A 25,884-nucleotide genomic window follows, 5' to 3' on the forward strand; every position below is an offset into this window, starting at 1 on the left:
ACTGGCGCACCGCGCGGCGCCGGGTCCGTCGTCGCCTCAAAAAAGTGCGTCGCGCCCAATGCCTGCGCGCGTCAGGTGGCGGCGCATCTTGGCCAGCGCCTCGTTCTGGATCTGGCGCACGCGCTCGCGCGTGAGGCCGAGACGCACGCTCAGTACTTCGAGCGTTTCAGGCTCTCGATCATGCAAGCCGTAGCGACCTTCCAGCACCTCGCGCTCGCGGCCGCTGAGCGTCTCGATCCAGTTGTCGAGCAACCGCTCGACTTCATGCGATTGCGTCACGCCGGACGGATCAGTTGTTTCGTCATCGGAGGGAATCGTGTCAGCCAGGCTGAAACCGTCTTCGCCGCCATGCTCGCCGCCGGCGCCGAGCGAGCGCGGCGTCTCGGCCAACACCAGCAGATCGCTCACCTCCTGCACGTCACGGCCAAGCAGCGCGGCGATGTCTTCGACGCGGACGCCCTCAGGGCGACGCGCGGCAAAATCGGGATCGCCTTCGAGTGATCGCCGCGCACGCAGCACCTGCTGCAGTTCCCGCACCACGTGCACCGGCAAGCGGATCGCGCGACCCTGGTTCATCACGGCACGCTCGGTCGACTGGCGTATCCACCATGTCGCATACGTCGAAAAGCGAAAGCCACGCTCAGGCTCGAACTTGGTGATGGCGTGCATCAGCCCGAGGTTGCCCTCTTCGATGAGATCGGCAAGCGGCACCCCGCGGCCCAGGTAGCCCTTGGCGATGTTGACGACCAGCCGAAGGTTGTGCTCGATCATCGACTGGCGCGCCGAAAAGTCGCCCGCGCGGGCCGCGCACGCGGTCTGGAATTCCTCGGCGGAAGTGAAGAGCTGCGTGCGCCGGACTTCACGCAGGTAGCGCGTCAGCGAGTCGCCACCTTCAAGCCCCGGCAAGGGTTCCTGACCCGCGAGGCGCTGCGGGTCCTCGTCGCTTTGGGACTCCATCTGTTCCCTCCAAGCCAGCGGCATCCGCAGGCGTTGTGCGAGATCACATTGGCAATCCGTCGCCTCTCGCCCCTGTGCTCGACCGGGGCGGGGCGCACGTCGCTATCGAGGCGGCAGGTAGCGGGCCGGATCGACCGGCTTGCCTTGGCGGCGGATCTCGAAATGCAACTTGACGCGGTCAGTCCCGCTGTTACCCATCTCCGCGATCTTCTGGCCCTTCTGCACCGTCTGGTCTTCCTTCACCAGCAGCGTCTGGTTGTGGGCGTACGCCGTGAGGTAGGTACTGTTGTGTTTGAGAATGATCAGGTTGCCATAGGCGCGCAGGTTGGCACCCGCATACACCACCTGACCATCAGCGGCCGCAAGCACCGGCTCGCCGGCCTTGCCGGCAATGTCCAGGCCCTTGTTCTTGACCTCGTCGAAGCCAGCGACCAGGCTGCCCTGGGCCGGCCAGATCCAGCCCACGTCCTCGTCGCCCGAAGCCGCCGCCGCGGGGGCGACTGACGATGTCGTGACAGGCGGCTTGGCTGGCGCGGGCGCCGCGGCAGCCGCAGTCGCAGCGATGGCGGCGGCACTCGCGGCCCCCGTGGCCGCGACGGCAGGGGCGGCGGCCGTCGTCGTGCTGGGCACCGTCGTGGCGGCCGAGGGGATCGCTGCAACCGATGTCGGCGCTGTAGCACCACCGCCTGGTGGCGGGATGACGCGCAACACCTGGCCTACTTCGATCTGATCGGGGTTTTCAAGGTTGTTCCAGCGCGCGATGTCCTGCCAGCGCTGTCCGGTGTCCATGCCGATGCGGCGAATGGTGTCACCGGGACGCACCGCGTAGTACCCGGGCTTGCCGTAGTTCTCGATGCCAGCCAGCGGGCGACCCTGCTGGTCGACGGTCAACGGCGAGCCACCGGGGTTGGGGACAACCGGTACGGAAGCTGCTGGCGTCCTCGTCATCACGCCACGGTCCTCGACGGGCGCGGGACTGCGTGGCGTGGCACAACCCGCAATCACGAGCGTCAACCCCAGCGCAACGCCGGCGACCCAGCTCCGATTGCCAATACCCTGCATTAGTTCTTCCTTCAAGCAATTCCCGATTTTAGGGGGACAAAGTGGACCGCCTCAAGAACGCGCCGCTGCACGCCGCCGGCGGTTTTGTCGATCACGACGAGCGCTTGTCCGCCCGAGATGGCGTGTGTCGGCGCCACGATACGCCCACCCACCGCGAGTTGCGAAACCCATTCTTCCGGCACTGACTCGCCGCCCGCTGCCGCGATGATGCCTGCGTACGGCGCACCCTTGGCGTAACCGATCATGCCGTCGCCTAGCAACAGGTGCACCGTTGCAATGCGAAACGGGCGCAGATTGGCGCGCGCTTTCTCGTGCAGACCGCGCAGGCGCTCGATGCTGTAGACCTCGCTCGCGACATGGCTCAGCACGGCAGCCTGGTAGCCGCATCCGGTGCCGATCTCCATCACGCGTCCGAGCCGATCGCTCGGCTTGCCGTTCAGGGCAGGCGCGCCCAGGAGCAGTTCGATCATGCGGGCGACGACGTTCGGCTTGGAGATGGTCTGGCCCAGGCCGATCGGAAGGCTCGTGTCCTCGTAGGCCTGGTTGACCAGCGCACTGTCAACAAAACGGTGGCGCTCGACGGAGCCCATTGCGCGCAACACGCGCGTGTCGGCGACGCCTTGCGCCGCAAGCCTTTGCACCATGCGGGCGCGCACCGCGTCCGACGCCATCGACGGCGTGCTGCTGAGAACGGCGGGCCGCACCGGCACCGCGGACGTGCGGCCTTGCGTGGCCGCGGAAGCGGTCGGCTTGAGCCGGACCGGGAAACTCGGACGCTGCGTGGCCATCAGTTCGTGAGACGGACGACCGCGTCGCGCCAGGCGCCGAGGTTCGCGTGATCGGTCAGGTCGATTTGCAACGGCGTCAGCGCGACATGCCCCAACGAAGTGGCGTGGAAGTCGGTGCCTTCGCCACTGTCCTTGGCGCTGCCGGCGCTGGCGATCCAGTACATGGTTTCGCCGCGCGGACTGTCTTGCGTGATGACCTTCTCCGCGGAATGACGCCGACCCAGCCGGCAAACCCTGGTGGCCTGCAATTCGGCGAACGGCAGGTTCGGCACGTTCACGTTGAGCAGGAAGGCAGGCCCTTCGAGCATGCGCTCGCGCTCGATCTGCAGCACCAATCGCCGCGCGACCTCGGCCGCCGCATCGATGTGCGCCCAACCCTTTTCGGTCTGCGAGAACGCAATGGCCGGGATGCCGAAGAGATACGCCTCCATCGCCGCGCCGACCGTCCCTGAATAGATGGTGTCGTCACCCATGTTGGCGCCATTGTTGATGCCCGAGACGACCAGGTCCGGCCGGTAGCCGAGCAAGCCCTTGAGCGCGATGTGGACGCAGTCCGCAGGCGTCCCCGTCACATACCGGAAACCGTTGTGCGCAGCATGCACATAGAGCGGGGCGGCCAGCGTCAATGCGTTCGACTTGGCGCTGTTGTTGTGCTCCGGTGCGACGACCTCGACGTCGGCAATGTCCTTCAGTGCAGCGTGAAGCGCGACGATGCCGGGCGCCTGGTACCCGTCGTCGTTGGAGATGAGAATTTTCATGGCGTTGATGCGGGCATTCTAGGGTTGCGTCCGGTCACGCCAGAGACATTGGGCCGAAGGAGAGCAAACGTATCATGGCCGCCCCCAAGGAGACTCAACCTATGCCCCGACATTCATCACTTCGTGTATTCATTGCCCCCCAAGGGGCCGCAGCCTCCCTCGGGGCAGCCCGGCAGGAGGCCTGACATGCACGCGTGGCTTTGCGAAAACCCGATCGGCGTCGATGCGCTGACCTGGAAGGAACTGCCCACACCGCAACCCGGCCCCGGCCAGGTGCTGATCGAGATCAAGGCTGCCAGCCTGAACTTCCCCGATCTGCTCATCGTCCAGAACAAGTACCAGATGAAGCCGCCCCTGCCCTTCGTGCCGGGCTCGGAATATGCCGGCGTCGTCCAGGCTGTGGGTGAAGGCGTGAGCCACCTCAAGGTTGGCCAGAACGTGGCCTGCCTGTCGGGCACCGGCGGCTTTGGCACGCACACGCTGGCGCCGGCCGCGCTATGCATGCCCTTGCCCGATGGCTTCGGCTATGTGGATGCGGCCGCTTTCATCATGATCTACGCCACTTCGTGGCATGCATTGATGGATCGGGCCCAACTCAAGGCCGGCGAGACCGTGCTGGTATTGGGCGCGGCGGGCGGCGTCGGCACGGCCGCAATACAGATTGCCAAGGCCGCCGGCGCCCGCGTGATTGCAGCGGCATCGACCGATGAGAAATGCGAACTGTGCAAGTCCATCGGCGCCGATATCACCATCAATTACACGACGCATGCCTTGCCGAACGGCTTCCGCGATGCCATCAAAGCAGCGACCGACGGCAAAGGCCCGGATGTTATTTACGATCCGGTCGGCGGCGACTTTGCCGAGCCCGCGTTCAGGTCGATCGGTTGGCGTGGCCGCTATTTGGTGGTTGGATTTGCAGCGGGCCCCATTCCCGCTCTGCCCTTGAATTTGATGCTGCTCAAGGGCGCGTCGCTGGTGGGTGTGTTCTGGGGTGACTTTGCCAAAAGGGAACCCAAGGCCAATGCGGCAATGATGGCCGAATTGGCCCAATGGTACGGTCAGGGCAAGATCAAGCCCGTGATCGACAGCACCATGCCCATGGCAGACCTCAAGGCCGCCTATGCGCACATGGGCTCACGCGGTGTCAAGGGCAAGCTGGTGATGGTGAACTGACACGGCTCACGCAGATCGCCACTCGATGGCGGTGCACCATTGAAAAAGCCCGCGATGCGGGCTTTTCTTTTGAGGCCGGGGCGTCGCTCAAATTTCGAAGTCGGAGAGTGACTTGCCGGCAGCCAGTGCTTCGGTCACCCAACGCGGCTTGCGACCACGACCACCCGACCAACCCTCGCCATTCGGACCGCGGTATTTGACGGCGGCCTTTGCGGGCGCTGCACCGGAGCGCTTGCCGGCTGCACCGCGCGTCACGAGTTTGAGATCGGCAGCGCTCAGGCCGTATTCCGCAATCTTCGCCCGGATGTCGTCGATCACCGAGGCGCGCTCCTGGTTGCGAAGCTCCTCGGCCTGCTTGCGCAATTGCGCGATCTGCTCGTCGTGCTTCTTGATCTGGGAATTGATATCGGCAAGAGAGGACATTTGGCCTGCTTTCTCTATTTTGAAAAGAAAAAATTCTAATTCAAAAAAATAACGCTTCCAACTGGCAAACGCAAAAAAACGCGCCCGTCGTGAAGACGGGCGCGTTTCAGGATGTTTTGGGGTGGCTGATGGGACTCGAACCCACGACGACCAGAATCACAATCTGGGACTCTACCAGCTGAGCTACAGCCACCAAAGAGCCTTCAATTATAGCGTCAAAATTTAGGGCGTTGCTGCGGCCGGTCGCGGAACGCTGATTTCTGCCTTGTAGCGTTGCTTCAGCAACTCATAGTAGGCGTTGCTCTCGGCGCCGGCGACGATCTGCGAGAACTGCCCGATCTCCTGCGTCGCCTGCTCCGGCTTGGGCGCTTCGCGGGGAACCACCTTGTTCACGCGAACCACCACATAGCCCTGCGCGCCAAGATCGACGCCCGTCCATGCCGGCAGCTTGGTCGTGTCGGCGCGCAAGGCGCCCTCCACCACCGGCGGCGGTACCGACTGGGCTTCAAGCCTCGAGATCGTCACCGGCTCCGTCAACTTGGCGCCCGCCGCATCGGCTTGCCACGCCTTGAGCCTGGCCTCGCCCTCGGCCTTGGCCAAGGCGCCGGCACGCTCCGCGATCAACAGGGTCCGGACCTTGTCCTTCACCTCGATGAACTCTTGCGTGCGCGCTGCCATGTACTTGGTCATGCGGCCGGAAGCGAGTTGGCTGGGGCCGACTTCGACGGCTTCGGTGTTGTGCTTGCGTTCGCGCGTGTCCGCTGCATACAGCGCATCCAGGAACTTGCGGTTGGCCAGGGGACCGGTGGCGCCTGCGGGCGGCGTGCGCGCGACCTGGGCGGCCGTCTGGACCTTGAGCTTGAACTTGTCCGCGACCGGTTGCAGGCTGTCGGGCTGCTGGAAGACCATGTCGCTGAACGACTCTGCGGCCTTGGCGAATTCCTGCGTGGCCAGTTGCGCGCGGGCCTCGTCCTCGATGCGCGCGCGCACCTGGTCGAACGTGGGCGTCGTCTCCGGCTTGATGTCCGTGACCTCGATGATGTGGTAGCCGAACTCGGTTTCCACCAAGCCACTGATCTCGCCCTTCTTCTGCGTGAACATCGCGTCCTCGAAGGGCTTGACCATGGTGCCGTCGCGCTTCACGAAGTCCAGGTCGCCGCCCTTTTCGGCCGAGCCGGGGTCCTGCGAATTCTTGCGTGCAATGTCGGCGAAGCTGGCGGGCGATTTCTTCACCTCGGCCAGCAACTGCTCGGCCTTGGCCTTGGCCTTTTCACGGTCCGCAGCAGGCGCACTGGCCGGCGCGGTGATCAGGATGTGGCTGGCGCGGCGCTCTTCCTTGGTGGTGAAGCGCGCCTTGTTCTGCTCGTAGTAGGTCTTGAGGTCGGCCTCGCTGACGGCGATGTTCTTCTTGACCGAATCCAGGTCCAGCACGACGTACTCGACGTCGGCCTGCTCGGGCGCCTGGAACTGCGCCTTGTGATCCTTGTACCAGGCCTCGAGGTCCGCGTCGTTGACGTTGACCTTGCTGGCGAAGTCGGCCGGATTGAACTTGGCCAACTGCACTTCACGGCGGTCATAGAAAGCATTGAGTGTTGCATCGGCTTGCGCCTTGGTCGCGAAGGCGGAACCGGCAAGACCTTGCAACACCTGTTGCGTCGCCAGGCTCGCGCGGACCGAGGCTTCGTATTGCTCGGGCGTCTGCTGGGTAGCGCGCTGGAACAACTCGCGATCGAACTTGCCGTCCGCACCACGGAACATGGCCAGGCCAGGGTCAGCTGCAAAGTAACGGGCCAGTTTGTCTTCCGACACCGTCATGTTGGTTTTTTGCGCGGCGATCTGCAGCACGCGGTCGCGGACCATGCGTTCGAGGGTGGCGTACTTCGCCGCATCGGTATCGAACATGGCCACATCGACATTCGGCGATTGCTGGCGAATGCGGTCGACTTCGATGCGGTGCTGCTGCTCCCATTCAGGCCGCGTGATGTCGTGGCCGTCGACGCTTGCGACCTTCTCGCCCTGGTCAGACCGGTTGTAGCGATCAGCGACGCCAAACCATATGAACGACGGAATGATCAGCAAGAACAAGAACACCATGACGATCTTGTTGTACTTGCGGAAGAAATCAAACATTGAGCATTCTCTCTATCGACTCGGCCCGGACTCAGGCAATAAAAAAGGCGAACAACCTGTTCGCCTTTGCATCGGGTGGTGGGTGCTGAGGGGCTCGAACCCCCGACCTACGCCTTGTAAGGGCGCCGCTCTACCAGCTGAGCTAAGCACCCCACCGAAAACGATGTCTCAGTTCAGCGCGTCTTTCAGCGCCTTGCCGGGACGGAACTTGGGGATCTTGGCGGCCTTGATTTTAATCGCAGCGCCGGTGCGCGGATTGCGGCCCGTGCGCGCGGCACGCTTACCTACAGCGAAAGTACCAAAACCCACGAGGGACACCGAGTTGCCTTTCTTCAAGGTCGTGCGAATCGCCCCGATGGTGGATTCGAGTGCGCGGGTGGCGGCTGCTTTGGAAATATCGGCATTCTTTGCGATGTGTTCAATCAGTTCGGTCTTGTTCACAAGGGCCTCTTGTCGGAAAAAAAGTTGTCAGGTATCGCCGATGGCATGACCGACCCCGCAGTGGTGCCGCGCTGCGCGGTGCGAGAAGGAGGGAGACAGTTTCGGCGCGTCGGCAGCGCACTGCCGACAACGATTAAAGCCACTGGTCTACGGGGTGTCAATAAGACATCACGCCGGTCAGACCAACGGCCTCCGCAATTTTAGGGGCCTTTCGTGCAGTCCTTTTCAAAGGGCGTCGGCGATGGCCTTTCCGAGGTCGGTCGTGCCGGCCGTTCCGCCGATGTCGGGCGTGCGCGGCGCGCCACTCTTCGGTGCCAGCACGGCCTCGATAGCGGCAAGGATCGCGTCGTGCGCATTCTTGTGGCCGAGGAACTCGAGCATCATCGCGCCGCACCAGATCTGGCCGATCGGATTGGCGATGCCCTTGCCTGCGATGTCCGGTGCGGAGCCGTGCACGGGCTCGAACAGCGAGGGCGTGGTGCGTTGCGGATTCAGGTTGGCGCTGGGCGCGATGCCGATGGTGCCGGTGCATGCGGGGCCGAGATCGGAGAGGATGTCGCCGAACAGATTGCTCGCGACCACCACGTCGAAGAAGTCGGGCCGCTGCACGAAATGCGCGGTGAGGATGTCGATGTGGAACTTGTCGAGTTCGACATCCGCATAGTCCCTGGCCATGGCTGCAACGCGCTCGTCCCAGTACGGCATCGTGATGGAGATGCCGTTCGATTTGGTGGCGCTGGTCAGGTGCTTCTTGGGGCGCGATCGGGCCAGTTCGAACGCGAACTTCAGCACCCGATCCACGCCGATGCGCGACATCACGGTCTCCTGGATCACGATCTCGCGCGGCGTTCCTTCGTACATGCGTCCGCCGATGCTCGAGTACTCGCCTTCGGTGTTCTCGCGCACGATGTACATGTCGATCTCGCCGGGTTGACGCGGGGAGCCGTCGCGACGGACCACGGGCGCCGTGATGCCGGGCATGAGGCGCGCGGGGCGCAGGTTGATGTACTGGTCGAACTCGCGACGGAACAGCAGCAGCGAGCCCCACAGCGACACATGGTCCGGGATCTTCTGCGGCCAACCGACGGCGCCGAACAGGATGGCGTCGTGACCGCCGATCTGGTCCTTCCAGTTGTCTGGAAGCATCTTGCCGTGATTCTCGTAGTAGTCCCAACTCGAGAAATCGAAGTGATCGAATTTCAGGTCGATGCCGAACTTTCGTGCGGCCGCGTCGAGGACGCGGATGCCTTCGGGCATGGTCTCCTTGCCGATGCCGTCGCCGGCGATGACTGCGATGCGTCGTGTGCTCATTCAGGGTCTCCAGGAATCAGTTGGGAAAGAAGGCGAGGGCCGCGTCGGCAATGGCTTGCGGCGCCTCTTCGGGAAGGTAGTGGCCGCACGGCAACGCACGGCCGGACACATCGAGTGCGCGCTCGCGCCACAGTGACAGCACGTCGAAACAACGGCCAACCGCGCCATGCTCACCCCACAGCACCTGCAGGGGCTGGGTGAGCAGGCGGCCTGCGGCGATGTCGGCGCGGTCGTGTTCGAGATCGATCGAGGCAGAGGCGCGGTAGTCCTCGCAGATCGCGTGGGCCGTGCCTTCGATGGCGGCGCATCGCTCGTATTCCGCGAGTGCTTCAGCTGCGAATGGCGCGAGGCCGGCGTGACGGCTGCCGATCACGCTGCGCACATAGCGTGCGGGTCCGGATTCGATCAAGGCCTCGGGCAGGGGCGGCGGCTGGATCAACAGGAACCAGTGCCAGTAGGCGCGGGCGAATGCCTCGCTCGTGTCGCGGTACATCGCCAGTGTGGGCGCGATGTCGAGCAGCAGCATGCGATCGACAGCGCCCGCATGGTCCGCTGCAAGGCGATGCGCCACGCGTGCGCCGCGGTCATGCGCCAGTACACCGAAGCGATCGAAGCCGTGGTGTTTCATTACGGCCAGCGCATCGAGCGCCATCTCGCGCTTGCTGTAGGCAGCATGGTCCGCGCCGGCAACAGGTCGGCTGGAGTCGCCATAGCCGCGCAAGTCCATCATGACGAGCGTGAAGCGCTGCGCCAGCATGGGGGCCAGGCGATGCCAGATCACGTGGGTCTGCGGATGTCCGTGCAACAACAGCAAGGGAGCGCCGCGACCGCCGATGCGGCCATGCAGGCGGACCGGGCCGCGCAGGACTTCGAAGGGGGTGAATGAATTGAGCACAGGATGATTGTGCGTTGCGTGCCTTGGCGCATCAAGCAACAATCCGCCAATTGATACTTTCTAGCATGGCAAGAATAGATCGCGACGACCTTGAACTGATGCAGGCCATTCGCGCGCAGGGAAGCCTCGCAGGCGCGGGGCTCGCGCTGGGCGTGGTGCCCTCGGTCATCACCAAGCGGCTGGGTGCGCTGGAGGCGCGGCTGGGACAGCGCATGTTCGAGCGCACGACGCGGCGCCTGAGCCTGACGACCGAGGGCGAGGCGCTTTGCCTGCGGGCCGACAGCCTGCTCGACGGCTTTGCTGCGCTGGAGACCGAACTGTCGGAACGGCAGGACGCATTGAACGGCACGTTGCGGCTGATCGCGACCTTCGGCTTCGGCCGCCGCTGGGTCGGGCCGGCGATTGCGGCATTCCAGGCGCGGCATCCGGGACTGCGGATCGATCTCCACCTGACCGAGCAACTGCCCGACCTCGGCGCCGAAGGCTTCGACGGTGCCATCTGGCTCTGGAGCGGGCAGAGCCGGCACGCGAGCGACTGGGTCACGCGACGCATCGCGCGCAACCAGCGGGTGCTGGCTGCGGCGCCGAGCTATCTGGACCGCTGCGGATTGCCAGCGGATCCGCCGGCGCTGGCGGGGCATGAATGCCTGGTGACTCGCGAGAACGCCAATGCACTGCAGCGACCGGTCGACCTGTGGTCGCTTCGCCATTCGCGAGATGGCAGCACCGCGCGCGTTCGCGTGGGCGGCGCGCTGGCCAGCAACTCGGGCGAGATGGTGCGCGACTGGTGCCTGGAAGGGCGGGGCATCATGCTGCGCAGCCTCTGGGACATTGCGCCGCAGTTGGCCTCGGGCGAACTCGTGCGGGTGCTGCCGCAATATGCGATGCCCGATGCGGACATTCACTGGATCGCGCCCTGGCGACCGAAGACGCCGCGCCGCGTGCGCTTGCTGATCGACCATCTGGTCGAGGCGTTTCGCTCCGAGCCGTGGAAGGTCGAGACTGCAGCCGCGCCGAAGCCGGCACGTCGCGGCGCCAAGGCTACGCCGGCGCGCCGTCCCCGCGCACCACCAGGCTGACCCCGACGGCCGTCATGCCGATGCCAGCCAATGTGGTCAGGGTGATGGGTTCGTCGAACAGCAGCCAGGCCATGACCGCGGTGCAAGGCGGCACGAGGTACAGCAGGCTGGTGACCGCCGTCGCGGTGCCGCGCTGGATCAGCATGTAGAGCAGTGAACTGCCACCCAGCGACAGTGCGAGAACAGACCAGGCCAGCGACCCCATCACGGCCGCATTCCAGACGATGGCGTCGCTTTCCATCAACGCGAATGGCAAGGTCACGACCAAGGCGGCGGCAAGTTGGACGGCACTGGCGCTGCGCACATCGCAGGGTGCGACAAAGCGCTTCTGGTAGAGCGTGCCGACCGTGATCGACAGCAGCGCAAGAATGGCCAGGCTCATGCTGAGCGCGGTGACTTCGCCGCCCTGCCCCAGCTTGCGCGACACCACCAGCACCAGGCCTGCGAAGCCGAGCAGCAGCCCGGCCCACTGGCGTTTGGTGATCGCGCCGCCACTGAGCGAGAGCCACACCGCCGTCAGCACCGGCTGGATGCCGACCAGCAAGGCCACCAGGCCCGAGCCCATGCCGGCCTTGACGGCAGCCCACACGCCGCCCAGGTAACCGCCCTGCATCAGGATGCCGGTGACGACCAGATGAAGCCACTGTTCGCGTCGCTGCGGCCACGCGACGCGTGCGACGGCGATCCACAGCCCGAAGCAAAGCACCGAGAAGGCATAGCGCACCGCGAGGAACTTGAGCGGCGGCGCATACGGCATGCCGTAGCGCGCCACGATGAAGCCGGTGCTCCAGATCAGCACGAAGACCGCCGGCATCAGCCGAAGCCAGGCGGTGTCGCGCGCCTCGGCCGTCATTTGGCGCGGGCCCGGATCTCGGGCAGCGCCTTCTGCAGGTAATAGACCATCGACCAGACGGTGAGCACGGCGGAAATCCAGATGAGCCAATGGCCCCAGGTACCCGTGTCGATGCGGTCGAACAGCTGGCCGTCGTAGAGGAGGAACGGGATCGCCACCATCTGCACCACCGTCTTGACCTTGCCGACCATGTGCACGGCCACGCTCTTGCTCGCGCCGATCTGCGCCATCCATTCGCGCAGGGCGGAAATCGCGATCTCGCGGCCGATGATAATGAGCGCCACGAAAACGTCGGCGCGCTGCAGGTGGACCAGCACCAGCAAGGAAGCGCAGACCAGGAACTTGTCGGCCACCGGGTCGAGGAAGGCGCCGAAGGAGGAAGTCTGGTTGAGCTTGCGGGCCAGGTAGCCGTCGAGCCAGTCGGTCAAGGCGAACACGACGAACATCACCGTGGCGATGAGGTTGCGCATCGGCTCGGCGATGGGCAGGTAGAACACACCGACGATGAGGGGGATCGCGACGATGCGCGTCCAGGTCATGATGGTCGGCAGGGTCCAGAACATAGCGCTTGATTGTGACTTGGATTAGTGAAGGGCCTTGTAGATGTCTTCCGCAAGGTCGAGGGCGATGCCTTCGACCGACGCGATGTCCTCGACACTGGCCGCCGCAACGCCGCGGATTCCGCCGAAGCGCTGCAGCAGGCGGGCGCGCCGCTTGGGACCGATGCCCGGAATGTCTTCGAGCTGGCTGCCGCCCACGCGGACCTTGGCGCGCTTGGCCCGCATGCCGGTGATGGCGAAACGATGGGCCTCGTCGCGGATCTGGGCGACGAGCATGAGGGCGGCGGAGTCGCGGCCGAGGTAGACCTTCTCGCGGCCGTCGGCGAACACGAGTTCTTCGAGGCCGACCTTGCGGCCCTCGCCCTTCTCGACACCGACGATCAGCGACAGCGGCAGGCCCAGTTCGCTGAAGACCTCCCGCGCCATCGAGACCTGGCCCTTGCCGCCATCGACCAGCACCAGGTCGGGCATGCGCGCGGCCTTGGTTCCGGCGGGTGCGTCGGCACCGCCGCCGTCGCCAGGCGTGGGCGCGTCGGTCTCGGCGGCCATGGTCTCGGCCAGCCGGCCGTAGCGCCGGGTCAGGACTTGGCGCATGGCGGCATAGTCGTCGCCGGGCGTGATGCCCTCGATGTTGTAGCGGCGGTATTCGCGGTTCTGCATCGCATGCTTCTCGAACACCACGCACGAGGCCTGCGTGGCCTCGCCAGCCGTGTGCGAGATGTCGAAGCATTCGATGCGCATGCTGTCGAGGTCGTCAGGCGCGAGTTCCAGCGCATCCACCAGCGCACGCGTGCGCGCCTGCTGCGAGCCTTCCTCGGCCAGCAGGCGGGCCAGCTGGAGGCCCGCGTTGGTCTGCGCCATCTCGAGCCAGTGGCGGCGCTGCTCGCGCGGCTGGAACACTGCCGTCACGCGCGTGCCGGCCTGCTGCGACACCGCCTCGATGAGCGAGCGGCTCACCAGTTCGCTGAGCACCAGCGTGGCGGGCACCGGCACGTCGATGTAGTGCTGGGCGATGAAGGCTTCGAGCACCTGGACTTCGACCGGATCGGCCGCAGCAGGCGCGCTGCCTTCGTCCAGTTCGTCAGGGTGGACGAGCGAGGCGTCCTCCACATGCACAGGGAAGTAGGCCCGGTCGCCCAGATGCCTGCCGCCGCGCACCATCGCCAGGTTGACGCAGGCCTTTCCGCCCTGCACCTTCACGGCAAGGATGTCGACGTCCTTGTCCGATGCGATCTCGATCGACTGCTGGTGCAGCACACGCGAGATCGCCGACATCTGGTTGCGCAGTTCGGCAGCCTGTTCGAACTCGAGCTTCTCGGCATGCGCGGTCATGCGGCCTTCGAGCTGGCCGAGCACCGCCTGCGTGTCGCCCATGAGGAAGGACTCGGCATTGGCCACGTCCTGCGCATAGGCCTCGGGCGTGATGTAGCCCACGCAAGGGCCGGTGCAGCGCTTGATCTGGTAGAGCAGGCAGGGCCGGGTGCGATTGGCGTAGACCGTGTCCTCGCAGGTGCGCAGCTTGAAGACCTTCTGCAGCAACTGGATCGACTCCTTTACGGCCCAGGCGCTCGGATAAGGGCCGAAATAGCGGTGCTTGCGGTCGGTCGCGCCGCGGTAGTACGCCAGGCGCGGGAAGGTGTGCGAGGCGATCTTCAGGTAGGGGTAGCTCTTGTCGTCCCGGAACAGGATGTTGTACCTGGGCTTGAGCGACTTGATGAGGTTGTTCTCGAGCAGCAGCGCCTCGGCCTCGGAGCGCACCACAGTCGTTTCCATGCGCGCGATCTTGCTGATCATGTGACCGATGCGCGTGCCGCCGTGGCTCTTCTGGAAGTAGTTGGCCACGCGCTTCTTCAGGTTGCGCGCCTTGCCCACGTAGAGCACCGCGCCAGCCGCATCGAAGTAGCGGTAGACGCCCGGGAGCTGCGGCAGGGCCGCGACTTCGCTGAGGAGTTGATCGGAATGCACGTCTGACATGGCGGCTATTGTGGCTTGGGCTGCGAGCGCGATCATGGTGCGCCCTGGCTCTGCACTCGGTAGTGTCGGCCTTGTATTCCAGCATTTTCTCAAGCAGGATGTTCTGGCTGCCGCACGCCTTGTGCGGCACGCGGGAGGGCCCGGCGCAACGCGCCGAGGCATCGAAAAAAACCAACGCTGGATTGCCTCATGAAAACCCGATATCCCTGGTGGCTCGCCACACCGGTCGCCTTGTCACTCGCTCTCGCCGGCTGCGGCGGAGACTCCAACAACGGCGCCTATTTCCCCATCACGCCGCAGCCGCCCGTGGCGGTGGACGCCAGTTGCCAGACCAGCACGTCGGGCGGCTCGGTCACGGTCGGATCCGGCCTGGCCGGCGACCCTGCCCTGCCGGAACCGGCTTCCGGCTATGTCGTCGGGCACAAGGTGGTCACGGCCAAAAGCTACATGGTGGTGGCCAACCACCCGCTGGCGACGCGCGCCGGCTGCGACGTGCTCAAGGCCGGCGGCAGCGCGACGGACGCGGCCATCGCGGTGCAGGCCGTCCTGGCATTGGTCGAACCGCAATCGAGCAGCCTGGCCGGCGGCGCCTTCCTGCTGCACTACGACGCGAAGACGAAGAAGGTCCAGGCCTATGACGGCCGCGAAACCGCGCCGGCAGCTGCCACCGGCAACTACCTGCGCTACGTCGACGACGCCTCGGACCCGACGGCGCCCTTGCCCAATGCCCGCGCCAGCGGGCGCTCGATCGGCACGCCGGGCGTGATGCGCATGCTCGCCCTCGCGCACGGCGACCACGGCAAGCTGCCTTGGAAGGACTTGTTCGGCGAAGGCACCGACCTCGCGACCAACGGCTTCAAGATCGGCGGACGCATGGCCGCGGCCATCGCGCTGTCGGCCCCGAACCTGAAGCGTGACGCCGAGGCCGCGGCCTACTTCCTCGACGCCGCCGGCAACCCGAAGCCCCTGGGCACGACGCTCACCAACCCGGCCTATGCCGAGGTGCTGAAGGCGCTGGCGACCCAAGGCGCCGATGCGCTCTACACCGGCCCGATCGCGGAGGCCATCGTGGCCAAGATCCAGGCGACTCAGGGCGCGGACGGCTCGGTCATCACGCCCGGCAAGACCACGCTGGCCGACCTCAAGAACTACCAGGCCAAGCGGCGCGATCCGGTGTGCGCCACCTATCGCAGCTACAACGTCTGCAGCATGTCGCCACCCTCGTCGGGCGGGATCGGCGTGCTGTCCACGCTCGGCATCCTGGAGAACTTCCCGCTCGGCAACTATCCGCCGGGCAACATCGACCTCGAAGGCGGCAAGCCCGCCGTGATGGGCGTGCACCTGGTGAGCGAGGCCGAGCGCCTGGCCTATGCGGACCGCGACAAGTACGTGGCCGACACCGACTTCGTGCCACTGCCCGGCGGCAGTCCCGACACGCTGCTCAACAAGAACTACCTGAGCTCGCGCGCCGCCTTGATCAGCCTCACTAGGAGCATGGGCACGGCCAGCGCGGGCGACTTCGGCGCGCCGCCGCTGGGCATCGACAAGACGGTCGAGCAAGGCACGACGCACCTCTCGATCGTCGACAAGGAAGGCAATGTGGTGACCATGACGACGACGGTCGAATCCACGCTCGGCTCCTATCACATGGCGCGCGGGATCATGCTGAACAACCAGTTGACCGACTTCAGCGCATCCCCGGTCGATGCGACGGGCGCACCGGTGGCCAATCGCGTGGCGCCGGGCAAGCGCCCGCGCAGCACGATGGCGCCGGTGCTGGTGTTCAAGGGCAGCGACACGGGCGACTTCCTGATGGCCACCGGCTCGCCGGGCGGCGGCACGATCATCCAGTACGTCGTCAAGACCACGGTGGGTGCGCTCGACTGGGGCCTCGACGCGCAACAGGCCACGTCGCTGGTCGACTTCGGCGCGGCCAACAGCCCGACGACCAACGTCGGCGGCGAGCATCCTGCCATCGACACGTCCAGCGGCGGCAACAACGATGCGCTGATCACGGGGCTGCGGGCGCTGGGCCACACGGTGTCGACCGCCGCGCAGAGCAGCGGCATCTCCACCATCATCCGCAAGAAGGAGCACGGCGTGACGGTGCTGACAGGGGGGGCCGATCCACGGCGCGAAGGGATCGTGCTGGGTGACGCGCCGGCGCGCTGACGCAGTACCGGGCGCAGGTCAATCGCCGTGGACCGGTTCGCAACGCACGTCGGTCTTCACCGAATTGGCGATGAAGCACTGCGCGTGCGCTTCGTGATGCATGGCGTCGACCTGCTCGCGCGATGGCTGCGGGTCGCCCGAGAAGGCGACGCTGGGCCGCAGCGTGACCACGGTCATGGCCACGCGCCGCTCCTCGTTGCGCGCCATCTTGCCTTCGGCGCTGTCCCGATAGCGATCGACCCTGAAGCCCCGGTCCCGCGCAATCGACAGGAACCAGAGCATGTGGCAACTCGACAAGGAGGCAACGAAGGCCTCTTCAGGATCGACCGCCGATGCGTCCGACATCGGCAGCGGCACGACGTGCGGCGAGGACGAGCCGGCCAGCGTCGCACCGCCGTCGAAGCGGATCAGGTGGCGGCGGCTGAAGCGGTTGTCCAGGAAGTCCTGGTCGGAACGTTCCCAATGGATTTCAGCGGTATAGACGGCCATGGCGAGGGACCTCGATTCGGGGCTGTAGAGTAACCGCGATGCGCTGGGACATCTTCTGCAAAGTCATCGACAACCACGGCGACCTGGGCGTGTGCTGGCGGCTGGCTTGCCAGCTGGCCGCGCAGGGCGACGGCGTGCGGCTCTGGGTGGACGATGGCGCCGCGCTGGAATGGATGGCGCCGGTGGGGCTTGCCGGCGTGGAGGTAGTCGACTGGCGCGCGCCGGCGGCCGTGGTCGAGGCTGCAGCGGCGCTGGCGCCGGACGTGCTTATCGAGGCATTCGGATGCGATCCGGCGCCGGAACTGATCGCGCGGTTCGCGGAGGCGGCGTCGGAGGGCCGGCCCGCGCGGCCCTGGATCAACCTCGAGTACCTTTCCGCCGAGCCCTATGTCGAGCGGCTGCACGGCTTGCCGTCCCCGGTGTTCCGCGGGCCGGGCGAGGGCCTGTCGAAGCGATTCTTCTATCCGGGATTCACCACCGCCACCGGCGGCCTCCTGCGCGAGCCCGACCTGACGGCGCAGCAGGAAGCCTTCGACCGCGCGGCCTGGCTGGTCGCGCGGGGCATCGAATGGCAGGGCGAGCGGCTGGTCTCGCTCTTTTGCTACGAGCCGCCAGCGCTGGCGGACCTGCTGGCGCAGCTTGCCGCCGGGCCGACGCCCACGCGCCTGCTGGTCACACCGGGCCGTGCAGCGCAGGCGGTCCAGGCGATCACTGGCTCCCGGCGGGGCATGGAGCGCTTGCCGGGCGGGCTGGGCGCGCTGTCCATCTCCTACCTCCACCACCTTGCACAACCGGATTTCGACCACTTGCTGTGGGCCTGTGACCTGAATTTCGTCCGGGGCGAGGATTCCTTCGTGCGGGCCATCTGGGCCGGCGCGCCGATGGTCTGGCAGATCTACCCGCAGGACGACGATGCGCACCACATCAAGCTGGCAGCTTTCCTGGACTGGCTCGGCGCCCCCGCCTCGCTGCGCCATGGCCACACGATCTGGAACGGATTCGAGGCCGGCCCGATGCCGCTGCTCGACCGGGAGACGCTGGCCGAATGGCGCGCCAATGCCCAGTCCGCGCGCGACCGGCTGTTGCAACAGAACGATCTGGTGACACAGTTGCGCAGTCTGATTTCGCAAAAAAGCTAAAATTGCGGGCTTTGCGAAATTCGGGCCGGATTCTCATCTGGTCCCGCTCCCTTTTCGCTGAACCCGCCGCGGGAACCATGCAGCTTCAGGCCCTCCGTCTGCAGTCGCTCCGAGCGGCCCAACATCCAGAGACCCTGATATGAAAATCGCTCAAGAAATCCGCGCTGGCAACGTCATCATGCACGGCAAGGACCCGATGGTCGTCCTCAAGACCGAATACAGCCGCGGCGGCCGCAACTCCGCCACCGTGCGCATGAAGCTCAAGAGCCTGATCGCCAACTTCAACACCGAAGTGGTGTTCAAGGCCGACGACAAGATCGACCAGATCGTGCTCGACAAGAAGGAGTGCACCTACTCCTACTTCGCCGACCCGATGTACGTCTGCATGGACGAAGAGTTCAACCAGTACGAAGTCGAAGCCGAGAACATGGGCGACGCGCTCAACTACCTCGACGACGGCATGCCGGTCGAAGTGGTGTTCTACGACGGCAAGGCCATCTCGGTCGAACTGCCGACCAGCGTCGAGCGCGAAGTGACCTGGACCGAACCCGCCGTCAAGGGCGATACCTCCGGCAAGGTCATGAAGCCGGCCAAGATCTCGACCGGCTTCGAAGTGGGTGTGCCGCTGTTCGTGGCGCAAGGCGATCGCATCGAAATCGACACGCGCACGGGCGAGTACCGCAAGCGCGTCTGAGGCTTACCCCGCACACTTGAAAGGCTCCGGAAGGGGCCTTTTTTGTTTTTGGGTCGGACAGCCGAACGCGAAGGTCGCGAAAGGAATTCCAAGACTTTCTGGAGCGAGAGAAAGCTCCGGACGCACCTCGATTGCGCTTGATCGGCGCCCGGGCCAGGCGCTGACTGGACAGGTTCCGGACCTGTGTGAGGCCCCGCGCCGCGTGGAAGACTTGCTCAGGGCCGCCCTGGATGCGCGGCGAGCCAGTCGGCCTGCGCGGCCAGCACATCTGCGGGGGATCGGCCAGCGAGTTCGCGGTACACCGCTGGCGCGGTCGCGCCTTCGGTGTTGATGAGCAGGACGCGCGAGTCGCCATCCAGGCCGACCTGCAGGCGCGATGGCGGCGTCCCAGCCAGACTTTGCAGCGCAGCCAGGCCCGCTGCGCCTGACTCGCCACTCAGCACCGGCATGTCCCCCTCCGCCCCATCGGCCAGCGTGCGCATCCCGGCCACTGCCGCGGCGTCGGGGATCGTCATGAAGAAGTCGACGGCCGGCTCCAGGAAGCGCCATGCGAGGGGCGAGGTCTGGCCGCAGGCCAGGCCGGCCATCACCGAATCGACCGACCCGGTCGCGAGCGCCGGTCGGCCCAGGCGGGCGCTCTGGATGAGGCAATCGGCCTGCTCCGGTTCGACCACGATGAAGAGGGGCCGCGCGGCGCCGAAGCGCTCGCAGAAGTAGCCCACGATGCCGGCGGCCAGCCCGCCGACGCCGCCTTGCAGGATCACGTGCGTCCAGGGGCACTCGACTGCCGGTTGCTGTTCGAGCAACTCGTCGACGATGGCCGCGTAGCCCTGCATCACGTCGCGCGGGATCTCTTCGTAGCCTTCGTACGAGGTATCGGAGACCACCTGCCAGCCGTTGGCCTCGGCCAGCCGCGCCGCCTCCCGCACCGACGCGTCGTAGTTGCCGGCAATGCGCACGATGGTTGCACCGAAAGCCGCGATCGCGTCCTTGCGCTCCTGGCTCACCTGGGCATGCAGCACGATCACGCAGCGGCAGCCGAGGCTCTGCGCGGCGGCGGCCAGCGCGCGGCCATGGTTGCCGTCCGTGGCGCTGATGACAGTGAAATCGCGCAACGCCCGCGCATGCCGCCCGGCGAACAGGTCCGCGGGCTTGAAGCCGCTGTCGGGCCAACGGCGCAGCACCAAGCGCAGCAGCGCGATGGGGGCGCCCAGCACCTTGAAGCTGCCCAGTGGCGAGCGCGCGGATTCGTCCTTGAGGTCCAGCCTGGCGATCGCGTGCCGCCGCGCCAGCCCGGGCAACGTCCGCAGCGGCGTCGCGCCGGCGTTGAGGCCCGGCCAGTGCGAGAGCCAGCGACGGCTCTCGCGGGCGGTGGCGATGTTCATGACCTGCGCGAGCGCGGGCTGGTAGGCGCCGCGCCGGGCGCGCGTGTTGGCAATCAGCATGGTGACTTTCAGCGCGGCAGGCGGATGCGCGCCAGTTCGGCAAAGTAGCGGGCGCCCACGGGCAGCACGCTGTCGTTGAAGTCGTAGCGCGCGTTGTGCAGCGGCACGCCGCCCTGGCCCGCATCGCCGTTGCCGATGAAGACGAAGGCGCCCGGCACGTGGCGCAGGAAGGCGCCGAAGTCCTCGGAGATCATCATCGGCTGCACGTTGGCATCGACCTTGTCGGCGCCGACGATGGCGGTGGCGGCGGCCAGCGCGGTCGGCACGCATTCGGGCCAGTTCACGGTCGGCGCGAACTCGTGCGTGTACTCGAAGCTGCATTCGGCTCCGTGGGCTTGGCAGATGCCCATGCAAATCTCTCGCATGCGCCGCTCCAGCAGCGCCTGCACCTCGGGTGCGTAGCTGCGGGTGTCGCCCTTGATCGTGACGCGCGTCGGGATGGCATTGCGGATGCCGTCGGTGATGAACTCGGTGCAGGACACGACAGCGGACATGCCGGGGTCGACCGAGCGCGCCACCACCGTCTGCAGCGCCAGCACGATCTCCGCGCCGATCACCAGCGGGTCCACGCCCATGTGCGGCCGGGCCGCATGTCCACCGCGGCCGGTAATGCGGATCACGAAGTTGTCCTCGCTGGCCATGATGCCGCCCGCGCGGGTGGCGAAGTGACCGGCAGGCATGCCCGGCATGTTGTGCGCGCCATGGATCTCGTCGACCGGGAAGCGCTGGAACAGGCCGTCGTCCATCATCGCCTTGGCGCCGCGGCCATGTTCCTCGGCCGGCTGGAAGATGAAGCGCACCGTGCCGTTGAAGTCGCGCCGTTCCGCCAGCAATTGCGCCGCGCCCAGCACCATCGCCATGTGGCCGTCATGGCCGCAGGCGTGCATGCGGCCGGGTGCCTGCGAGGCATGCACCCGGCCGGCGGCGTCCTCGGTGATCGCGAGCGCATCCATGTCGGCGCGCAAGCCGATCACGCCCTGGCCATCGCCCACCTTCAGGTTGGCAACGACGCCCGTTCCGCCGATGCCGCGATGCACTTCCAGGCCCAGCGCATTGAGCACGCTGGCGACATAGTCGGAGGTCTTCTTCTCCTCGAAGCCGGTCTCGGGGTGGCGATGCAGGTGATGGCGCCAGCGCACGAGTTGCTGGTCGAAGGTGGTGGTGCTCATGGCAGTGATCTTAGGAACGGGCGGGTGAATGGATTTACCATTCCCGCCCCTCTTTTGCTGCATTTGGCTCGACTTTGCCCGCCGGATGAAACAGATCGCCGCATGAACCTCGATCGCCTCGACACGCAGATCCTTGACGCGCTGCAGCAGGACGCTTCGCTGCGCCTGCGCGCATTGGCCGACAAGGTCAACGCCTCGCCCGCGACCTGCCAGCGCCGCATCGCCCAGCTCAAGGCATCGGGTGTGCTGCTCAAGCAGGTGGCGATCGTGGACCGGCTCAAGGTCGGGCGGCCGCTCACGGTGTTCGTGTCGGTCGAGCTCGACAAGCAGAACGATGCCCTCCTTCGCAACTTCGAGAAGCGCATGAGCGCGGAGCCCGACGTCATGGCCTGCTACGAGGTGTCGGGCGAATTCGACTTCCTGCTGGTGGTGAATGCCGCCTCGATGGAGCGCTACCACGCCTTCACGCGCGAGGTGTTTTCATCGAACAACAACGTGCGCAACTTCAAGAGCACCTTCGCCATGAACTGCTCCAAGTTCGAGACGCGCATACCGCTCGCCGAGCCGCCGGCCTGACCCTCATAAAAGGGGTTGGCCCGCATCCTGCAACGCGCACAATCAAGTCCACTTCTTCTTCGCCGCACCGCCATGAACAAGACCCACAACCTTCACGACAAGCGCCTGGCCGATGCATGGGCCACGCTGCAGACCCACGCCGACAGCGGCCTGCCGCTGGACCCGGATCCGTCGCGCATCGCCTTCGCCGATCCCGAGTTCCTGCTGCGCCGGGAAACGCGCGGCATCCGCATGCAGCTGGAGTTGATGAAGCCCGACCTGGAGATGCGCAAGCACGGCATCGAGAACACGGTGGTGGTCTTCGGCAGCGCGCGCTTTCGCAGCGAGGAAGAATCGCGCGCCCTGATCGCGCAGGCGGAAGCGGCCGGCGACGCGCCGCTGGTCGAGCGCCTGCGCAAGCTCGCGCGCGGTTCGCACTACTACGAACAGGCCCGCGCCTTCGGCAAGCTGGTGGCCGAGTACAGCAACGACAAGGAACCGGAAGACAAGCTCTTCATCTGCACCGGCGGCGGTCCCGGCATCATGCAGGCGGCCAACCGCGGCTCCTACGAAGGCGGCGGCCTCAACGTCGGGCTGGCCATCGCGCTGCCCATGGAGGAAGCAGCCAACCCTTATGTCACGCCGGCGTTGAGCTTCAAGTTCCACTACTTCGCGATCCGCAAGATGCACTTCATGATGCGGGCGAAGGCGCTGGTGGCCTTCCCCGGCGGCTTCGGCACGATGGATGAACTCTTCGAGATCATCACGCTGGTGCAGACCCGCAAGTCGAAGCCGGTGCCGATCGTGCTGTTCGGCTCGGACTACTGGAAGCAGCTGGTGAACTTCGACTTCATGGTGGACGAAGGCGTGATCTCGCCCGGTGACGTGAACCTGTTCGAGTACGTCGATGCGCCCGCGGATGCGTGGGACTACATCAAGAAGTTCTACAAGCTGTGATCGGCGGGTGCCGGGGGCACCTTCAGCCCCCACACCGCCCGCGTCCCCGCGGCCACGATGCCGCCCACCAGCCAGAACACGCCCGCGATGCCGATCAGCGAACCGGCCGCGCCGAACAGCATCGGCATCGCGACGCTGGACGCATTGAGCGTCATCACCCGCAGGCCGAGCGCCTCCCCGTGCCGCGCATGCGGCGTGATCTGGTGCAGCATGCTCATCACCATCGGCTGCACCGCGCCGAGCGCCACGCCGAGCGCGACCGAGCAGGCGCCCATGCCGATGGCGGTGGTCATCAGCGGGTAGACGGCGAACACCAGCGCCGTGAGGATGTTCGACGCGGTGATGACGGTGCGCTCCTTCAGGTGCGAGGCGACCATCGGCAGCACCACGCGGATGGCCGCCGCAGCCACCGCGAAGGCACCGAGCACCGAGCCGATCACCGACGCGCTCAGCCCGCGGTCATGGCCCAGCAGCGGCAGCACGAAGGTGTGCACGTCCCATGAGGCCGACTGCAGCCAGTTGACGAACAGCAGGCGACGGAACATCGGCTCGCGCAGCAGGTCCCAGGCGCGCGGCTTCGGCGCACCGGGCACCGCGGGTGCCGTCGGCAGCTCCTGCGTGCCACGCGCGAGCAGCCAGCAGATGACCGGCAGCACGGCCAGCAGCACGAAGGACGCGCGATAGCCGACCAGGTCGCCGGGCGTGCTGCCCGCATGGTCGATCAAAAGGCCGGTCGCGAAGGGTCCGACGAAGTTGGCGGCCGCCGGCGAGATGGCGAGCCAGCTGAACACCTGCTTGAGCTGCGTTGGGTTGGTCGCGGCGCGGCCGACATGTCGCTGCAAGGCAATCAGGGCGATGCCGGTCGCGCCGCCGGTCAGCAAGGCGGCCAGGCAGAGCACCGGCAGCACCGGGAACAAGGCGGCCAGCGCTGCGCCAGACGTGGCGGCCGCCACCGCTATCTGCAGCGGCAGCCGCAACCCGTGGCGATCGGCGAAGCGCCCTGCAGGCAGCGCAAGGAACACCTGCGTGAGCGCGAACAAGGACAGAAGCGCGCCCACCGTGGCGGCGCTGTAGCCCTCCTTCAGCGCCAGCAACGGCGAGGCCAGCCGCGTGCCGGTCATGGCGGCGTGCAGGCAGACCTGCGCGACGATCAGGCGCAGCAGTTCAGGCGTCATCGCACCTGCCGATCGATCGGTTGCGCCCCTGCGACGCTGCGCAAGGCCTTCATTTCTGCGGGAGGTCTTCCGGGAGGCCGATCATGGGCAATCCGGGCTCGGGCGCTTCGAGGCCCGCCTCCGGGATGGCCGCGTCGAGGGTGGCCGCGCTGAAGGACTTGGTCGGCTTCACGCCGAGCGCACGCAGCATCTCGGCCTGCCGGATCGCATTGCCATTGCCGCTCCTGAACTTCTTGAACGCCTCGCCGTACGCGGCCTGGGCCTGGTCGAGCGACTTGCCCACGCGCTCCAGGTCGCCGACGAAGGCTGCCAGCTTGTCGTAGAGCTCGGCGCCGCGCTTGGCGATGTCCTGCGCGTTGCGGCTTTGCTGCTCCTGCCGCCAGAGATGCGCCACGGTGCGAACCACGAACAGCAGCGTCGAAGGGCTGACCAGCAGCACGTTGCGGGCCCAGGCATCCATGAACAGTTGGTCGTCGGCCGACACGGCCAGCATGAACGCAGGCTCGATCGGCACGAACATCAGCACGAAGTCGAGCGACTTCAGGCTGTAGAGCTGCTCGTAGCGCTTGCTCGAGAGCCCGTCGATATGAGTGCGGATGGACGCCAGGTGCCTGCGCTGGGCCGAATGCCGCTGTTCGTCGGATTCCGCGCTGACGCATTCCTCGTAGGCCAGCAGCGACACCTTGGCATCGACCACCAGCTTGCGGTCTTCCGGCAGGTGGATGATCACGTCGGGTTGCGCACGCGAGCCGTCCTCGCGCGTGTGGCTCTGCTGCACGTGGTACTCGACGCCACGGCGCAGGCCCGATGCCTCGAGCACGCGCTCGAGGATCAGCTCACCCCAGTTGCCCTGCGTCTTGGACGAGCCCTTGAGTGCCTGCGTCAGGTTGCGGGCCTCGGCGCCGAGCAACTGGTTGAGCTCCATCAGTTGCGTCACCTGCTGGGCCAGGGCGGAGCGCTGCTTGCCCTCGGTGTCGTAGAACTGCTCGACACGGCCCTGGAAGTCGGCCAGCCGCATGCGCAGCGGATCGAGCAACGCGCCCAGGCTGGTCTGGTTCTGCTCGACGAAGCGCTTGCTCTTCTCCTCCAGGATGTCGTTGGCCAGCGCCTTGAACTGGTTGGCCAGCGCTTCGCGCGCTTCATGGAGGTAGGCCAGCTTTTCTTCGGCCTGCGCGCGTTGCAGCGCCTGCACTTTCTCGGCCTCGTGCCGGTCTGCTTCCATCTGCGTCTTCAACTCGGCCACCTGCGTGCGCAGCGCGCTGGCCTCGTTGCGAAGCGCGTCGTGCGCGTGGCGCTCCTGCATCAACGCCTGCTCGAGCACCGGTACGCGCTCGGCCCGCTCGGCCAGTTGCGCGCGCTCGTCGCGCACGTTGTCCAACGCGTCCCGCCAATCGTCGGACTGTGCGCGCAGGTCGGCGAATTCAGCGTGCAGCGTGCCGAGTTCCTGCTCCACGCCACGCGCCCGCTCCTGCGCCACCGCGATCTGCGGACGCAGGTTGCCCTCGGCCTCCGCGGTTGCCATTTGCAGCGCCTGCGCGCGGGCCTCGTCCACCTGCTCCTTCAGGGACTCCTGCGCGCTGCGCCGCGCCGAGGCGCCGCCAAAAAGCCAGCCCGCCAACAGTCCCACCAGCAGCGCCACCGCCGCCAGCGCGGCCGGCACCATCCATGCATTCCAATCGCTCATT

24 protein-coding genes and 2 tRNA genes are annotated in these 25,884 nt (G+C 66.2%); 7 read left to right on the top strand and 19 right to left on the bottom strand.

Translation table 11 applies throughout. The annotated features are described in order from the left end of the window. Positions 1 to 36: 36 nt before the first annotated feature. The 4 genes from HCU76_RS07455 to surE form a co-directional block, all read right to left on the bottom strand. Positions 37 to 957 (bottom strand): sigma-70 family RNA polymerase sigma factor, encoded by a 921-nt coding sequence (locus tag HCU76_RS07455; protein ID WP_256354071.1) that lies wholly within the window; start codon positions 955 to 957, stop codon positions 37 to 39. 102 nt (positions 958 to 1,059) lie between these two features. Further along, a complete protein-coding gene (locus HCU76_RS07460) occupies positions 1,060 to 2,019 on the bottom strand; it encodes a peptidoglycan DD-metalloendopeptidase family protein (protein WP_213956366.1) in 960 nt (319 codons plus the stop codon). An 11-nt stretch (positions 2,020 to 2,030) separates the two neighbouring features. Further along, positions 2,031 to 2,807 (bottom strand): protein-L-isoaspartate(D-aspartate) O-methyltransferase, encoded by a 777-nt coding sequence (locus tag HCU76_RS07465; RefSeq protein WP_213956365.1) that lies wholly within the window; start codon positions 2,805 to 2,807, stop codon positions 2,031 to 2,033. Continuing rightward, entirely contained in the window at positions 2,807 to 3,565 is a 759-nt protein-coding gene (surE, locus tag HCU76_RS07470; protein ID WP_218508891.1) for a 5'/3'-nucleotidase SurE, read from the bottom strand. The genes HCU76_RS07465 and surE overlap by 1 nt, the downstream gene beginning before the upstream one ends. A gap of 186 nt (positions 3,566 to 3,751) precedes the next feature. Here surE and HCU76_RS07475 point away from each other — a divergent pair, with 186 nt between their 5' ends. Beyond that, positions 3,752 to 4,738 carry an NADPH:quinone oxidoreductase family protein gene (locus HCU76_RS07475; RefSeq protein ID WP_213956363.1) on the top strand — a complete coding sequence of 329 codons (987 nt, stop codon included), beginning with the start codon at positions 3,752 to 3,754 and terminating at the stop codon, positions 4,736 to 4,738. Positions 4,739 to 4,825: 87 nt separating this feature from the next. Here the strand turns inward: HCU76_RS07475 and HCU76_RS07480 are convergent, their stop codons facing one another. The 7 genes from HCU76_RS07480 to HCU76_RS07510 form a co-directional block, all read right to left on the bottom strand. Continuing rightward, positions 4,826 to 5,161: an H-NS family nucleoid-associated regulatory protein gene (locus tag HCU76_RS07480; RefSeq protein ID WP_213956362.1), complete on the bottom strand. Its 336-nt coding sequence runs from the start codon at positions 5,159 to 5,161 to the stop codon at positions 4,826 to 4,828. 117 nt (positions 5,162 to 5,278) lie between these two features. Next, positions 5,279 to 5,354, bottom strand: a tRNA-His gene (locus HCU76_RS07485). Positions 5,355 to 5,383: 29 nt separating this feature from the next. After that, the gene (locus HCU76_RS07490; RefSeq protein WP_218508892.1) at positions 5,384 to 7,291 is read right to left on the bottom strand and encodes a SurA N-terminal domain-containing protein; all 1,908 of its coding nucleotides are present in this window, start codon (positions 7,289 to 7,291) and stop codon (positions 5,384 to 5,386) included. A 76-nt stretch (positions 7,292 to 7,367) separates the two neighbouring features. Then, positions 7,368 to 7,443: transfer RNA gene (locus tag HCU76_RS07495), tRNA-Val, on the bottom strand. A 16-nt stretch (positions 7,444 to 7,459) separates the two neighbouring features. Next, complete coding sequence (locus tag HCU76_RS07500) at positions 7,460 to 7,732, bottom strand: HU family DNA-binding protein (RefSeq protein ID WP_068642416.1); 273 nt, start codon at positions 7,730 to 7,732, stop codon at positions 7,460 to 7,462. A gap of 225 nt (positions 7,733 to 7,957) precedes the next feature. Continuing rightward, positions 7,958 to 9,043: a tartrate dehydrogenase gene (locus tag HCU76_RS07505; protein ID WP_218508893.1), complete on the bottom strand. Its 1,086-nt coding sequence runs from the start codon at positions 9,041 to 9,043 to the stop codon at positions 7,958 to 7,960. 16 nt (positions 9,044 to 9,059) lie between these two features. Next, positions 9,060 to 9,938 (bottom strand): alpha/beta fold hydrolase, encoded by an 879-nt coding sequence (locus HCU76_RS07510; RefSeq protein ID WP_218508894.1) that lies wholly within the window; start codon positions 9,936 to 9,938, stop codon positions 9,060 to 9,062. Between the two features lie 74 nt (positions 9,939 to 10,012). On the opposite strand from HCU76_RS07510, the gene HCU76_RS07515 reads away from it, so the two are divergent. Continuing rightward, positions 10,013 to 11,017, top strand: coding sequence for a LysR substrate-binding domain-containing protein (locus tag HCU76_RS07515; RefSeq protein ID WP_218509072.1), 1,005 nt, complete (start codon positions 10,013 to 10,015; stop codon positions 11,015 to 11,017). On the opposite strand, the gene HCU76_RS07520 is transcribed toward HCU76_RS07515, so the two are convergent. The 3 genes from HCU76_RS07520 to uvrC are packed head-to-tail and all read right to left on the bottom strand — an operon-like array spanning position 10,980 to position 14,404. Continuing rightward, the gene (locus tag HCU76_RS07520; protein ID WP_218508895.1) at positions 10,980 to 11,870 is read right to left on the bottom strand and encodes a DMT family transporter; all 891 of its coding nucleotides are present in this window, start codon (positions 11,868 to 11,870) and stop codon (positions 10,980 to 10,982) included. The genes HCU76_RS07515 and HCU76_RS07520 overlap by 38 nt on opposite strands. After that, positions 11,867 to 12,433, bottom strand: coding sequence for a CDP-diacylglycerol--glycerol-3-phosphate 3-phosphatidyltransferase (gene pgsA, locus HCU76_RS07525; protein ID WP_213956283.1), 567 nt, complete (start codon positions 12,431 to 12,433; stop codon positions 11,867 to 11,869). The genes HCU76_RS07520 and pgsA overlap by 4 nt, the downstream gene beginning before the upstream one ends. A 21-nt stretch (positions 12,434 to 12,454) precedes the next feature. Then, positions 12,455 to 14,404, bottom strand: a complete 1,950-nt coding sequence (gene uvrC, locus HCU76_RS07530) for an excinuclease ABC subunit UvrC (RefSeq protein ID WP_218508896.1) — start codon at positions 14,402 to 14,404, stop codon at positions 12,455 to 12,457. Positions 14,405 to 14,593: 189 nt separating this feature from the next. On the opposite strand from uvrC, the gene HCU76_RS07535 reads away from it, so the two are divergent. Continuing rightward, positions 14,594 to 16,576 (top strand): gamma-glutamyltransferase family protein, encoded by a 1,983-nt coding sequence (locus HCU76_RS07535; RefSeq protein ID WP_218508897.1) that lies wholly within the window; start codon positions 14,594 to 14,596, stop codon positions 16,574 to 16,576. Positions 16,577 to 16,594: 18 nt separating this feature from the next. On the opposite strand, the gene HCU76_RS07540 is transcribed toward HCU76_RS07535, so the two are convergent. Then, a complete protein-coding gene (locus tag HCU76_RS07540) occupies positions 16,595 to 17,065 on the bottom strand; it encodes an OsmC family protein (protein ID WP_218508898.1) in 471 nt (156 codons plus the stop codon). 38 nt (positions 17,066 to 17,103) lie between these two features. Here HCU76_RS07540 and earP point away from each other — a divergent pair, with 38 nt between their 5' ends. Both earP and efp read left to right on the top strand, forming a co-directional pair. Beyond that, on the top strand, positions 17,104 to 18,204 hold the full coding sequence (gene earP / locus HCU76_RS07545; RefSeq protein WP_218508899.1) for an elongation factor P maturation arginine rhamnosyltransferase EarP: 1,101 nt from the start codon (positions 17,104 to 17,106) through the stop codon (positions 18,202 to 18,204). A gap of 139 nt (positions 18,205 to 18,343) precedes the next feature. Then, a complete protein-coding gene (gene efp / locus HCU76_RS07550; RefSeq protein ID WP_213956278.1) occupies positions 18,344 to 18,898 on the top strand; it encodes an elongation factor P in 555 nt (184 codons plus the stop codon). A gap of 215 nt (positions 18,899 to 19,113) precedes the next feature. Here the strand turns inward: efp and HCU76_RS07555 are convergent, their stop codons facing one another. Further along, the gene (locus HCU76_RS07555) at positions 19,114 to 20,343 is read right to left on the bottom strand and encodes a diaminopropionate ammonia-lyase (RefSeq protein ID WP_218508900.1); all 1,230 of its coding nucleotides are present in this window, start codon (positions 20,341 to 20,343) and stop codon (positions 19,114 to 19,116) included. A gap of 8 nt (positions 20,344 to 20,351) precedes the next feature. Next, complete coding sequence (locus HCU76_RS07560) at positions 20,352 to 21,512, bottom strand: M20 aminoacylase family protein (protein ID WP_213956276.1); 1,161 nt, start codon at positions 21,510 to 21,512, stop codon at positions 20,352 to 20,354. Positions 21,513 to 21,614: 102 nt separating this feature from the next. On the opposite strand from HCU76_RS07560, the gene HCU76_RS07565 reads away from it, so the two are divergent. Both HCU76_RS07565 and HCU76_RS07570 read left to right on the top strand, forming a co-directional pair. Continuing rightward, complete coding sequence (locus tag HCU76_RS07565) at positions 21,615 to 22,088, top strand: Lrp/AsnC family transcriptional regulator (RefSeq protein WP_218508901.1); 474 nt, start codon at positions 21,615 to 21,617, stop codon at positions 22,086 to 22,088. Positions 22,089 to 22,160: 72 nt separating this feature from the next. Then, on the top strand, positions 22,161 to 23,024 hold the full coding sequence (locus HCU76_RS07570) for a TIGR00730 family Rossman fold protein (protein WP_218508902.1): 864 nt from the start codon (positions 22,161 to 22,163) through the stop codon (positions 23,022 to 23,024). On the opposite strand, the gene HCU76_RS07575 is transcribed toward HCU76_RS07570, so the two are convergent. Both HCU76_RS07575 and rmuC read right to left on the bottom strand, forming a co-directional pair. Further along, positions 23,012 to 24,199, bottom strand: a complete 1,188-nt coding sequence (locus tag HCU76_RS07575; RefSeq protein WP_218508903.1) for an MFS transporter — start codon at positions 24,197 to 24,199, stop codon at positions 23,012 to 23,014. The two genes, HCU76_RS07570 and HCU76_RS07575, sit on opposite strands and share 13 nt — an antisense overlap. Before the next feature lie 49 nt (positions 24,200 to 24,248). Further along, the gene (gene rmuC / locus HCU76_RS07580; RefSeq protein WP_256354073.1) at positions 24,249 to 25,883 is read right to left on the bottom strand and encodes a DNA recombination protein RmuC; all 1,635 of its coding nucleotides are present in this window, start codon (positions 25,881 to 25,883) and stop codon (positions 24,249 to 24,251) included. Between the last annotated feature and the right edge of the window lies 1 nt (position 25,884).

It is taken from the genome of Variovorax sp. dw_308 (assembly GCF_019207085.1).
In the GTDB taxonomy this organism is placed as follows: Bacteria; Pseudomonadota; Gammaproteobacteria; order Burkholderiales; family Burkholderiaceae_C; genus Variovorax.